This is a genomic window from Rhodopseudomonas sp. BR0G17, from assembly GCF_010907025.1.
Lineage (GTDB): Bacteria > Pseudomonadota > Alphaproteobacteria > Rhizobiales > Xanthobacteraceae > Rhodopseudomonas > Rhodopseudomonas palustris_H.
On sequence record NZ_QUML01000043.1, the window covers coordinates 23,287 to 35,830 of the forward strand.

13 protein-coding genes are annotated in these 12,544 nt (G+C 65.8%); 12 read left to right on the forward strand and 1 reads right to left on the reverse strand.

What is annotated here, in order from left to right; genetic code table 11:
* Window positions 1–110 precede the first annotated feature (110 nt).
* The 12 genes from DY467_RS23045 (at window position 111) to DY467_RS23100 (ending at window position 11,585) form a co-directional block, all read left to right on the forward strand.
* Window positions 111–830: a DUF1236 domain-containing protein gene (locus tag DY467_RS23045; protein WP_164639235.1), complete on the forward strand. Its 720-nt coding sequence runs from the start codon at window positions 111–113 to the stop codon at window positions 828–830.
* A gap of 291 nt (window positions 831–1,121) precedes the next feature.
* Entirely contained in the window at window positions 1,122–1,577 is a 456-nt protein-coding gene (gene aroQ / locus DY467_RS23050; RefSeq protein WP_107355548.1) for a type II 3-dehydroquinate dehydratase, read from the forward strand.
* A gap of 38 nt (window positions 1,578–1,615) precedes the next feature.
* Window positions 1,616–2,113, forward strand: a complete 498-nt coding sequence (gene accB / locus DY467_RS23055) for an acetyl-CoA carboxylase biotin carboxyl carrier protein (RefSeq protein WP_107344373.1) — start codon at window positions 1,616–1,618, stop codon at window positions 2,111–2,113.
* Window positions 2,114–2,229: 116 nt separating this feature from the next.
* Window positions 2,230–3,582 carry an acetyl-CoA carboxylase biotin carboxylase subunit gene (gene accC / locus DY467_RS23060; RefSeq protein WP_164639237.1) on the forward strand — a complete coding sequence of 451 codons (1,353 nt, stop codon included), beginning with the start codon at window positions 2,230–2,232 and terminating at the stop codon, window positions 3,580–3,582.
* 191 nt (window positions 3,583–3,773) lie between these two features.
* Window positions 3,774–5,306 (forward strand): sensor histidine kinase, encoded by a 1,533-nt coding sequence (locus DY467_RS23065; protein WP_164639239.1) that lies wholly within the window; start codon window positions 3,774–3,776, stop codon window positions 5,304–5,306.
* Complete coding sequence (locus DY467_RS23070; RefSeq protein ID WP_013502774.1) at window positions 5,303–5,746, forward strand: response regulator; 444 nt, start codon at window positions 5,303–5,305, stop codon at window positions 5,744–5,746. Before DY467_RS23065 ends, DY467_RS23070 begins: the two co-directional genes overlap by 4 nt.
* Window positions 5,743–6,834 (forward strand): sensor histidine kinase, encoded by a 1,092-nt coding sequence (locus DY467_RS23075; RefSeq protein WP_164639241.1) that lies wholly within the window; start codon window positions 5,743–5,745, stop codon window positions 6,832–6,834. The genes DY467_RS23070 and DY467_RS23075 overlap by 4 nt, the downstream gene beginning before the upstream one ends.
* A gap of 127 nt (window positions 6,835–6,961) precedes the next feature.
* A complete protein-coding gene (locus DY467_RS23080; protein ID WP_164639243.1) occupies window positions 6,962–7,633 on the forward strand; it encodes a spermidine synthase family protein in 672 nt (223 codons plus the stop codon).
* Window positions 7,634–7,875: 242 nt separating this feature from the next.
* A complete protein-coding gene (locus DY467_RS23085; RefSeq protein ID WP_164639245.1) occupies window positions 7,876–9,093 on the forward strand; it encodes a citrate transporter in 1,218 nt (405 codons plus the stop codon).
* Window positions 9,094–9,155: 62 nt separating this feature from the next.
* Complete coding sequence (aat, locus tag DY467_RS23090; protein ID WP_164639247.1) at window positions 9,156–9,833, forward strand: leucyl/phenylalanyl-tRNA--protein transferase; 678 nt, start codon at window positions 9,156–9,158, stop codon at window positions 9,831–9,833.
* A gap of 123 nt (window positions 9,834–9,956) precedes the next feature.
* Window positions 9,957–10,277 carry a hypothetical protein gene (locus DY467_RS23095; protein WP_164639248.1) on the forward strand — a complete coding sequence of 107 codons (321 nt, stop codon included), beginning with the start codon at window positions 9,957–9,959 and terminating at the stop codon, window positions 10,275–10,277.
* Window positions 10,278–10,340: 63 nt separating this feature from the next.
* The gene (locus tag DY467_RS23100; protein ID WP_164639251.1) at window positions 10,341–11,585 is read left to right on the forward strand and encodes a S1C family serine protease; all 1,245 of its coding nucleotides are present in this window, start codon (window positions 10,341–10,343) and stop codon (window positions 11,583–11,585) included.
* 199 nt (window positions 11,586–11,784) lie between these two features.
* On the opposite strand, the gene DY467_RS23105 is transcribed toward DY467_RS23100, so the two are convergent.
* The coding region (locus tag DY467_RS23105) for a DUF2155 domain-containing protein (RefSeq protein ID WP_164639253.1) at window positions 11,785–12,544 on the reverse strand (760 nt) is incomplete at its 5' end.

The window sequence follows — 12,544 nt, forward strand, 5'->3', positions numbered from 1 at the left end:
TTCGACAAAACAAAACTCCGGGAACGTCAGCGTACGGAACTCCTCATCTCCGCGGGAACGGTGCTGCAGGGATGAAGTTGAGGCACGGGCAGGCACATGGGAGAGCCCCAATGAACCATCGCTTGTTGCTGTCAGTCGCCGCCGCCGCACTGATCGCTGGCGGAGCCGCCAACGCGCAGTCGTCATCCTCCGGTAGTTCCAGCGGCAGTGGCGGCGCCGCCACCTCCGCGCCATCGGTCGGACAATCCGCGCCCGCGCCAAGCGGTGCCGGTGCTTCGCAGATGCAGCGCTCCGACTCCGACCGCTCCACCACTTCGCGCGAATCCCCGGCGATGGATCGCAGCGCCAACGATGCCACCAAGGGTGTCAGCGATCATGATCGCGACCGCTCCAAGATGAAGGCCGAAGACCGCAACGAGCGAAGTGGCAACCGCAATGCCGACAATGACCGCGATCACGACAGTAAAATGCAGCGCGGTGCCGACAACGACCGCGACCACGACCGGAGCAAGCAACGCGGCGCGGATAACGACCGCGACCGGTCGTCGACCACCACCGGCCAAGCCGGCGCCCGGGCGCAACTCTCGACCGAGCAGCGCACCAAGATCACCACGGTGATCAAGAACCAGCACATCGAGCCGCAAACCAACGTCAACTTCTCGATCTCGGTCGGCACGCGCGTGCCGCGCGAGGTCCACTTCCATCCGCTGCCAACCGAGATCGTGACGGTCTATCCGGATTGGCGCGGCTACGAGTTCTTCATGGTGCGCGACGAGATCGTGGTGGTGAATCCGCGCACGCTGGAAATCGTCGCCGTCCTCGACATCTGATCCAGGCACTCCGATACAGGGGGCGGTCATGGCCGCCCCCTGTGCATTACCTTAGGTGCCCCGGCACCACGCCGCGGCCTCGATTGCGAACAATTCCTGTCGGTTGCGCAGGCGAACTCGTCCAAAGCATCAGGGATTTCATCCCCTGTTCGAGCCTGTTCAGGCTTCCCCTCAGCCCCGAGGTTACCTATAACGCCCGCGATCAGGTGAATTTCGCCGGATTCCGACAGGCTGTGCGGCGGGTTGTCCCGCTCGGCTGGATCAGATTCGCAAAAATTGCCGGAATTTTCGATGGCTCAGACGATTTACGTGCTGAACGGCCCGAACTTGAATCTGCTCGGGACCCGTGAGCCGGAAATCTACGGTCGCGCCACCTTGGCCGATGTCGAGAAGCTGTGCGCCGAGACCGCCGCCGGTTTCGGTCTGGTCGCCGTCTGCCGTCAGTCCAACCACGAAGGCCAGCTGATCGACTGGATTCACCAGGCGCGCAGCGAAAAGGTGGCTGGTCTCGTGATCAATGCCGGTGGCTACACCCACACCTCGATCGCTCTGCATGACGCCCTGGTCGGCGTGCAGATCCCGACGGTGGAAGTCCATGTTTCCAACGTATTTGCGCGTGAGGACTTCCGTCACCACTCCTTCATCGCGAAGGCCGCCTTCGCCAGCCTGTGCGGCTTCGGCATCGACGGCTATCGCCTGGCCATCACCGGCCTCGCCGCCAGACTCGGCGCCCGCACCACGGCCTGAGCCCGCCCGTTCACTCAAGACATCTGGATCGACACACCATGGCCCGCCAGCCTGCAGAGAAAACCGCCGCCGAGCCGACCACCGCCCCGGCGACCGACGACAGCAGCCTGATCCGCGAACTCGCGGTGCTGCTGGATGAGACCAACCTGACCGAGATCGAGATCGAACGGGCCGGTCTGCGCGTGCGCGTCGCCCGCAACGTCAGCATCGCCGCAGCGGTACCGGCAGCCTACGCGCCGGCACCCGCCGCCGGTGGCGCGGCAGCCGCGAAAGACACCTCGTCGGTCGATCTCGCCAAGCATCCGGGCGTCGTCACCTCGCCGATGGTCGGCACCGTGTACTGGGCACCGGAGCCGGGCGCCAAGCCGTTCATCGATGTCGGCAGCCGGGTGTCGGTCGGCGAGACGCTGTTCATCGTCGAGGCGATGAAGACCATGAACCAGATTCCTTCGCCGAAGGCCGGCATCGTCACCCAGATCCTGGTCGAAGACGGCCAGCCGGTCGAGTTCGGCGAGCCGCTGGTCGTGATCGAGTAAGCGGCGGATCGGACGCAGCGATTAGCGAGTGAAACAAGCCGCTTAGCTGCATCTTTTTCCGTACTCCCTTCGCTACTCGCCACTCGCCTCTTTGGCCTCACAGCGCGGTTAAGCCGATGTTCGATAAAATCCTGATAGCTAATCGCGGCGAGATCGCCCTGCGCGTGCTGCGCGCGTGCAAGGAGCTCGGCATCGCCACGGTCGCGGTCCACTCCACCGCCGACGCCGACGCGATGCACGTCCGCCTCGCCGACGAGAGCGTGTGCATCGGCCCGCCGCAGTCCAAGGACAGCTACCTCAACGTCCCGGCGCTGCTCGCCGCCTGCGAGATCACCGGCGCCGATGCGGTGCATCCGGGCTACGGCTTCCTGTCCGAGAACGCCCGCTTCGCCGAAATCCTCGACGACCATAATCTGCACTTCATCGGCCCCAAGGCCGAGCATATCCGCCTGATGGGCGACAAGATCGAGGCCAAGAAGACCGCCAAGCGGCTCGGCATCCCGGTGGTGCCGGGCTCCGACGGCGCAGTCGGCCCCGACGACGATGCGATGTCGATCGCCAAGGAGATCGGCTTCCCGGTGCTGGTCAAGGCCGCGGCAGGCGGCGGCGGCCGCGGCATGAAGGTCGCGCACACCGCCGACGATCTGGCGCTGGCGATCTCCACCGCCGGCAACGAAGCCAAGGCCGCGTTCGGCGACGCCTCGGTATATCTGGAAAAGTACCTGCAGAAGCCCCGCCACATCGAGATCCAGGTGCTCGGCGACGGCCGTGGCGGCGCGATCCATCTCGGTGAGCGCGACTGCTCGCTGCAGCGCCGGCATCAGAAGGTGTGGGAGGAAAGCCCCTCGCCCGTGATCAGCCCGGAAGCGCGCGCCCGGATCGGCGGCATCTGCGCCAAGGCAATGCAGGAGATGCAGTATCTCGGCGTCGGCACCATCGAATTCCTCTACGAGGACGGCGAGTTCTATTTCATCGAAATGAACACCCGCATCCAGGTCGAGCATCCGGTGACCGAGATGATCACCGGCATCGATCTGGTGCTGGAGCAGATCCGGATCGCCGCCGGCGGCGACCTGCCGGTGACCCAGGACGAGATCACCCTCAACGGTCATGCGATCGAGTGCCGGGTCAACGCTGAGAACCCGGTGACCTTTCGGCCGTCGCCAGGCAAGATCTCGCGCTACCATCCGCCCGGCGGCCTCGGCATCCGGATCGATTCAGCGGTGTATCAGGGCTACACCATCCCGCCCTATTACGACTCGCTGGTCGGCAAGCTGATCGTCCACGGCAAGACCCGGGGCGAGTGCCTGATGCGGCTGCGCCGCGCGCTCGACGAGATGGTGGTGGACGGCATCGAGACCACCTTGCCGCTGTTCCGCGCCCTGGTGCGTGAGCCGTCGATCATCGATGGCGACTACCACATCCACTGGTTGGAGCAGTATCTCGCTTCGGGCGATCCTGCAGCTTAGCGGCCTAACCTCTTGCAGCGGGTTCGCTTTCCTTGCGAGCCCGCTTGTTCCAGCCGAAACGAGCACATCCCAAATTCTCCTGCCTCCCTCGGGAACCTTTCCGCCTCAGCGGCGTTAGAAAGCGTTCTGAGTTTTGCCTTGCGACGCCTGGGGGATGGCTTGCCTGATTTCGTTCGTGCTGGAGGCGCGCGGTGACGCCTGAATCCGCGCGCAAACGCTCGTTTGCCCAGATCACCCTGCTGTCGCTGTCGTTCGCCGTGCTGGTCGCGATCAGCCTCGCCTCGGTGTACTGGCTGCAGAAGGCGCGCGAGGACAACGCCTGGGTCGCCCACACCCTGGAAGTCCAGAACCAGATCGCGCTGGCTCAGTTGCAGCTCCGCCGCGCCGAGAGCGCCGAGCGCGGCTATGTCCTGACCCGCCAGGACGACCTGATCGCCCAGTTCGAGGAAGCTGCATCCGACGTGGTGCCGCGGCTGAAGCGGCTGCGCGACTTCGTCGCCGACAATACCGCTCAGGTCCCCTACATCGACCAGGCGATCGCCTCCGCGACCGCGCGCATCGAACGGTTTCGCCAGGTGATCGCGCTGGCACAGCAGGACCAAATCGACGAAGCCCGGCAATTGCTGCGCGACATCGATGGCCGCCGCGCGATGGACACCCTGACCTCGTCGCTGACGGCGATGCGGCAGGAGGAAAACCGGCTGTTTTCGGAGCGCACCACCGAGGCCGATCGCAGCCAGGCGCTCGCCACCATCATCACCACCACCGGCTCGGGGCTGGTGCTGGTGCTCGCCGGACTATCGATCTTTCTGGTTCGCCGCTCAGCGCGGGCGCGCGACGAGGCCGAAAACCAGCTGCGTGAGAACAACCTCAACCTCGAATCCACCGTGCAGGAACGCACCACCGACCTGCGCGAGGCCAACGAGGAGATCCAGCGCTTCGCCTACATCGTCAGCCACGATCTGCGCTCGCCGCTGGTCAACATCATGGGCTTCACCAGCGAGCTCGAGGAACTGCGGAGCGACATCTTCCGCCGGATCGCGACGCTGAGCCGCGAAGTCGCCGGCAAGCAGAGCGCCGCCAACGCCGATAGCGACGGCGAGCCGGAGCTCGAACCCGCCGACCGCCAGCTCTCCGAGGATTTCACCGAAGCGCTCGGCTTCATCAAATCCTCGATCGGCAAGATGGACCGCCTGATCAGCGCCATCCTCAATCTCACCCGCGAAGGCCGCCGCCAGTTCCAGCCGGTGCGGATCGACACCCGTGAGTTGATCGAGAACATCGCCTCGACGGTGGCGCATCAGGCCGCCGAGGCCGATGCGCAGATCCGCATCGAGCCGCTGCCCGAGATCGTCAGCGATCGGCTGGCGCTCGAACAGATCTTCTCAAATCTCATCGATAACGCTCTGAAATATCTGAAGAACGGTGTGCCGGGTGACATCGTGGTCCGGGGCCGGCAGAAGCTCGGCTTCGTGATCTTCGAAATCACCGACAATGGCCGGGGGATCGATCCCAAGGACCACCAGAGAATCTTTGATCTTTTCCGCCGCGCCGGTACACAGGACCGGCCCGGCCAAGGGATCGGCCTCGCCCATGTGCGAGCGCTGGTCCGACGCCTGGGCGGCACCATGTCGGTGTCATCCGCGCTCGGCGAAGGCTCGACCTTCACCATCACCCTGCCGGCCAAATGGGCGGCGAATAAGAACCAGGAACAGCGCGCATGAGTAACCCAGTCACCATCATCATGATCGAGGACGACGAGGGTCATGCCCGTCTGATCGAGCGGAACATCCGCCGTTCCGGCGTCAACAACGAGATCATCCCGTTCACCTCCGGGACAGCCGCTTTGAATTATCTGTTCGGCAGCGATGGCACCGGCATCGAACACAAGCACCGCGCGCTCTTGGTGCTGCTCGACCTCAATCTGCCCGATGCCAGCGGCATCGACATCCTGCGGCGGATCAAGGAGAACGATCATCTCAAGACCACCCCGGTGGTGGTGCTGACGACGACCGACGATGCGCACGAGATCAAGCGCTGCTACGAGCTCGGCTGCAACGTCTACATCACCAAGCCGGTGAACTACGAGAGCTTCGCCAACGCGATCCGCCAACTCGGCCTGTTCTTCTCGGTCATCCAGGTCCCTCAGCCCGACGCTCCATGACAGACGCCAAGCCGACCCTGCTCTATATCGACGACGACGAGGCGCTTGGCCGCCTCGTGTCGCGCGGCCTGCAGCGGCAGGGATTCAGCGTCGAACACGTGCTGAGCGGCGAAGCCGGCCTGGAGCGGTTGCGCCAGGGTGGCGTCGACGTGATCGCGCTCGATCAGTATATGCCCGGCCTCGACGGGCTGGAGACGCTGGAGCAGATCCAGGCGATCCCGGATCCGCCGCCGGTGGTGTTCGTCACCGCCTCGCAGGATTCCAAGATCGCCGTCACCGCACTGAAAGCCGGGGCCGACGATTATCTGGTCAAGGACGCCCAGGGCGAGTTCGTGCCGCTGCTGCAGGTCGCCGCCGACCAGGCGCTGAAGCAGGCGATGGTGCGCAAGGCGCGCGACGACGCCGAAGCCGAAGTGCGCGCCTCCCGCGACCGCTACGCGGCACTTGCTGCCGAACGCGAAATGCTGCTGCGCGAGGTCAACCACCGCGTCGGCAATTCGCTGCAAATCATCGCCTCGCTGCTGCATCTGCAGGCCTCGTCCAGCAAAGAAGAAGAGGTCAAGGCGGCGCTGACCAATGCGATGGGCCGCGTCGCCGCGGTCGCGCAGGTGCACCGCCGGCTCTACACCTCGCACGACCTCAAGAGTGTGATGCTCAACCAGTATCTCGAGGCGCTGCTCGAAGACTTGCGGCGTTCGGCCGAAGGCAACCGGATGTCGCGGCTGACGCTGGCGGCGCAGCCGGTCGAGACCGATCCGGACCGCGCCGTCGCGATCGGCATCATCGTCAACGAGCTGGTGATGAACGCCGTCAAATACGCCTACCCCGAGGGCAAGGGCCCGATCCATGTCGAGCTGACGGCGAGCGGCGACGACCTCGAACTGGTGATCTCCGACGACGGCGTTGGGCTCAACGTCAAAGCCAACCCGCAATCGACCGGCATGGGCCAGCGCATCGTCAGCGCGATGGCCGCCAAGCTCGAAGCCGACGTCGAGCGCGATCCGCGGCACGCCGGCACCCGGATGGTGCTGCGCTTCCGCCGCGTCAACGCGCCGGCCACGCCCGCCCCCGAGCCCGCAGCTCCCTGACCTTGTGCGCCCGCCAGGGTGACACCAGCCCGCCTGCGCACTACACAGGCCGCGGGTTCTCCGGCCGGACGAACCGCCGGACCTGACCTGTCTGCCGGCGACCTCTGAGCGACCAAAGGCGACGACTGTGCTTCCCTGGATTCAATTAGCCACCGCGAAAGTCCCCGGCGGCGGCGAATTGCGCCTGATGCGGCGCGGCGAGGAATTCTCGATCCGGCTCGACGCCAACGAGCTGATGAACAGCCGGCTCGGCGGCTCCGAGGAGGCGCTCGCCACCCTCGCCTGCCAGAAGCTCGCCGGCCGGCCTCGTCCGCGTGTCCTGATCGGCGGCCTCGGCATGGGCTTCACGCTGCGCGCCGCACTGAAGGTCTTCGGCGCCGACGCCGTCATCGAGGTCGCCGAACTCGTGCCTGAAGTGATCGACTGGGCCCGCGGCGAGATGGCCGCGCTGTACGGCGACAGCCTGACCGATCCCCGCGTCAGCATCCTGCAGCGCGACGTTGGCGAGCTGATCCGCGCCGGCGCCGGGCGCTACGACGCCATCCTGCTCGACGTCGACAACGGCCCCGAAGGTCTGTCGCGCCCCGCCAACGATCAGCTCTACGATAGCCGCGGTCTCTCCGACGCCCGCGCGGCGTTGCGCGGCGGCGGCGTGCTGGCGGTGTGGTCGTCGGGCCCGGACGAGAGCTTCACCAAGCGGCTGCGGCGCGGCGATTTCGTCGTCAACGAAGTCCCGGTTCGGGCTGTCGGCAAACGCACCGGCTCGCGGCATTGGATCTGGCTTGCGGTCAAAACCTGACCGCCGAAACGTTGCCGGCGAACATATTGCTTTCCCGGCCGGTGCCCTAAGACCATTGCCGCCTTGCCATTCTGTCGCACCTCGGGCAGCTTCCGCCGCGCCGCCGGCCCAACCGGTTCGGCCGAGCAAATTCGGGAAGATACGCCTTTGAACGCTCACGCCCTCAGCGGCCATAGGTTGCCGTTCGTGTCTCGGTGGCGCGCCGCTGCGGCGCAGCCCGACCAATCCGGCGCGAGGCAGCCGTGACTCCGATCCTGATCTTCGGCATCCCGCTCGATTTCATCCTGTTCGCCGCCACCCTGGTCGGGGTCGCGATCTTCCACCGCCATACCTTGCTGATCGCGCTGGCCGGCCTGGTCACCGTGGTCGGCTACAAGCTGGCGTTTGCCGGCTTCAAGACCGGCGTCGGCCTGTCCGGCCTGGCGCTGCACATGCAGCACGAATGGGTCACGCTGGCGAACCTGTTTCTGCTGCTGATGGGCTTTGCGCTGCTGTCGGCGCATTTCGAGAAGAGCGGCATTCCCGACGAGATGCCGGCGCTGCTCCCCGACGATTGGAAAGGCCCGGTGGTACTGCTCGGCCTGGTGTTCGTGCTGTCGAGCTTCCTCGACAACATCGCCGCCGCGCTGATCGGCGGCATGGTGGCCCGGCACGTGTTCCGCGGCCGCGTCCATATCGGCTATCTCGCGGCGATCGTCGCCGCCTCGAATGCGGGCGGCTCCGGCAGCGTGGTCGGCGACACTACCACCACCATGATGTGGATCGCCGGCGTCTCGCCGCTCAGCGTGCTGGAAGCCTATGTGGCGGCAGTAATCGCGCTGGCGCTGTTCGCGGTGCCGGCCTCGATCCAGCAGCAGAAGTTCTCGCCGATCGTGAAGAACGCGCCGAAAGGCCTACAGATCGAGTGGGTCCGGGTCGGCATCGTCGCCGCGATCCTGATCGCGGCGCTGGCGGCCAACGTCACCGCCAACATGAAATTCCCCGCCCTGCTCGACCATGCGCCGGTGCTCGGCCTGACGGTCTGGGCGGTGATCCTGATCACCGCGCCGCTGCGCCGGCCGGATTGGGAGCTGATGCCCGCGACCTTCAAGGGCACGATCTTCCTGCTCGCGCTGGTGACCGCGGCGTCGCTGATGCCGGTCGAACAATTGCCCACCGCGAGCTGGCAGACTGCGCTCGGCCTCGGCTTCGTCTCGGCCGGCTTCGACAACATTCCGCTCACCGCGCTGGCGTTGAAACAGGGCGGCTATGACTGGGGTTTTCTGGCCTATGCGGTCGGCTTCGGCGGCTCGATGATGTGGTTCGGCTCCTCGGCCGGCGTCGCGATCACCAATATGTTCCCGGAAGGAAAGTCGGTGGTGATGTGGCTGCGCCACGGCTGGCACGTCGGCGTAGCGTATTTCATCGCGTTCTTCGCGATGCTGCTGCTGGTCGGCTGGCATCCCGACCTGCCGCACTAGCCGCTGATCGCCCGCTGTTCCCACGGGGTCGCGCGCCTGCAGCGTCGTGCTATGCTTTGCGCATGGCCTCACGCGACTCCTCCGCCGCTTCCGAGATCACGCCCGACGTGCTGCTGCGCGCCTATGCGTGCGGCATCTTCCCGATGGCCGAAAGCGTCGACGACCCCTCGCTGTTCTGGGTCGAGCCGGACATGCGCGGCATCATTCCGCTCGGCGGCTTCCGGGTGTCCTCGCGCCTCGCCCGCACCGTGCGGTCCGACGCGTTCACCATCACCGTCAATCGCGACTTCAAGGCGGTGATCGACGGCTGCGCAGCGCCGCAGCCGGGGCGCGACGACACCTGGATCAACCGCAGGATTCGTGAGCTGTATATCGGCCTGCACGACATCGGCCATTGCCACAGCGTGGAGGTCTGGCAGGACGGCGATCTCGCCGGCGGCCTCTACGGCGTCAGCCTCGGCCGGGCGTTCTTTGGCGAGAGCATGTTTCACCGCGCCCGCGATGCTTCGAAGGTGGCGCTCGTCCACCTCGTCGCGCGTCTGCTCGCCGGCGGCTACACCTTGCTCGACACGCAGTTCGTGACGGATCATCTGAAGAGCTTCGGCGCCATCGAAGTGCCTCGACTGCGCTATCGCTCGCTGCTCGACGACGCGCTCGAAGGCGAAGCCTCGTTCGCGGCACTGCCGCTCGATCGCCCGGTCACCGGCGCCGAAGCGCTGGCGATCATCGCGCGGACGTAGCGCATCCTGGTACCAACAACGAACTGTTCAAGACGTGAGCCAACGTCGCTCGCATGACGGTCATTGCTTGACCGCTGCAACCCCGTTTCCTACTAATCGAAGGCAGGGCATCTGGGGACTGTCATGCTGAAAAGAACATTGGACCAAACGTCATTGCGTATCTCGCCGGCTCTGCTGGCTGCAGCTGTTGCGATCGCTGTGATCTCTTTTCCAACCCGCTCCGTCGCGCGCGATGGCGCTGCCGTGTTCGGCGCGCTCGCTGGCGTCGCCGCCGCAGCGATCATCGCCAACGGCATCGCGCAGCAACAACAGCCGCGCGTCTATCGGTCTGCGCGTCATCGCCGGCACGTTGCGCACCGGTCGCGTCCGGCGCCGTCACAGGCCTCGATGGCGGACCCGTTCGCCGGCGTGGCCGCTTCGAAAACACGTCCGGCCAGGGACTAAGCGTCCGCCGCCGGACAAAGGCACCTCCACCAGAGGCGCAGCCATTCTCCTGCGCGAAGGCCGATGAAGCACACAACATTCGCAGCGCGGCTCCTGTACCCGCCCCGCAAACCTCGTCCGCGGAAGGATATCCTCGCCCGGACGATCGCTGCACTGATGCTGGTCGGATCGATTGCCTGCGCAACGGAGGCCCCCTGCGGCGACCTCAACATCGATAAGTCGTTCGGAAAGGTCTCGGGCTGGGACGTCGGATTCAGCAAGAGCGTCGGTGGTTGCCTCGCCGCGGCGACCTATCAGGATCGAACGACGGTCTGGTTCGGCTTCGCAGGCGACAAGCCGAGCGCCTACATCGCCTTCACCAATCCGCGCTGGGCGTCGGTCGAGGTCGACGGCCAGTACGACATGCAACTCGTCATGGGTCGCACCCGGTGGAACGGCGAGTTCATGGGCTTTGAGCGAAGCAATGAGAAGGGTGTGTTCTCGGGCAATCTCAAGACCGAGTTCATGGTGGAGCTGGCCGAATCCGGAGGCGTCGGCGTTTTCCTCAATCGGCGCCGCGTCGCAGCGCTCTCGTTGGACGGCTCGCGACGCGCGCTCGAAGCGGTGTTGTCGTGCCAGAAGGCGTTCATGACGGCGCAGAGCGACACCCGCGACGAACCCTCGACGGACAACAAGCCGAAACGCCATACCAAGAGCTCGGGCACTGGTTTCTACGTCTCGGACAGCGGCCATATCGTGACCAATCACCACGTCATCGCCGAGTGTTCGACCATCAACGTGCTCCCTCCAGGCGGAGCTGCCGTGAGCGCTACCCTCGTCGCGAAGGACAAGACCAACGATCTTGCGATCCTGAAGACGGCGTCGTCACCAGCTGCGATTCCGGGCCTGCGATCACAAATGCGGCTCGGCGAAGCGGTGTACGTCTTCGGATTCCCGCTGACCGGCATCCTGTCGACCTCCGGCAATTTCACCGCCGGCGCAATCACCGCGACGACCGGAATGGAAGACGACACCCGGCTTGCTCAGATCTCGGCGCCGGTTCAGCCGGGCAACAGCGGCGGTCCGCTGCTGGACAAGTATGGCAATGTCATCGGCGTGATCGTCTCGAAGCTTAATGCCTTGAACATCGCGGCCGCGACCAAGGACATTCCACAGAACGTCAACTTTGCGATCAAGACCGGTATTGCGACCAACTTCCTCGATTCCAGCGGTGTAGTCCCGACCGGCAAGGTGAGCACGCGCGAGCTTGCACCCGAGGCGATCGCCGACCTCGCGAAGATCTTCACCGTTCAGGTGCTTTGCAACTGAGCGGTGATCGCCTGCCGGCCGTCGCAAGCGCTGCCAGTGCCGAAAGCAAGCACAGGCTCACGCGCAGCCAACTTTGCTAATCGCGCTCATGCCTTCCCTGCCTGAAGCGGACTAGGCCGTTCGCGGCTGCTTACGGCACAGCTGAACCGTCGGCCATCAGCGAAATCGCCGGCTCCGATTTCTCGGAGCCCGAGCGCACTTACTGCTGGAAGCCAGGGAACGGCGGCGGCAGCGGGCGTTGCGGGCGCTGGGGCGGCGGTGCTGGCTGCTGCAGCGATGGCGGCGGCGGCAGCGTCTGCTGCGACTGCTGTTGCTGGCGGCGGCGCTGTTGCGGCGGCGGCGCGGCCGGCTTCGGCGCGTCCGGCTGGGCACTGGCGACGTTCGAGGTCTCCGGGTCCTTACAGTCGGTCAGCCAGATATCGTAGATCGGGTGCTCGACCGCATGCAGGCCGGGGCTGGCCGCGAACATCCAGCCCGAGAAGATCCGTTTCACTTCGCCCTGCAGCGTGATCTCGTCGACCTCGACGAAGGCGTCGGTGTTGGCAGCTTCGGTCGACGGCCGGGTGTAGCAGGCGTCGGTCTTCACCCGCAGCGCACCGAACTGCACCGTCTCGCCGATGTCGGCGTCGAAATTGATGGTGCGGCCGGTGATCTTGTCGAGGCCGGCGAAGCTCGCCTTCTTGTTCACGATCTTCTGCGCCGGCGGCTCGGTAACGATCTCGTCGCCCGGCTGCAGCGTCGCCGGGGCCGGCGGCGGATTGGCCTGCGGCGTGCCGCGCGGCTGGCGCTGGCCCGGCGGCAGACCGGGCAGCGGATTGGTCGCGGCCGGCGCGTTGGCGACGCCGGCGTTCGGCTCCGCCGGCTGCTGAGCGGCCGGCGGCGGGTTCTGCGGAATCACGGTGGAGCCCGGCGGCGGCGGCAACGGCTGCGACTGCACCGGTCCCGGCATCGCCGAACCC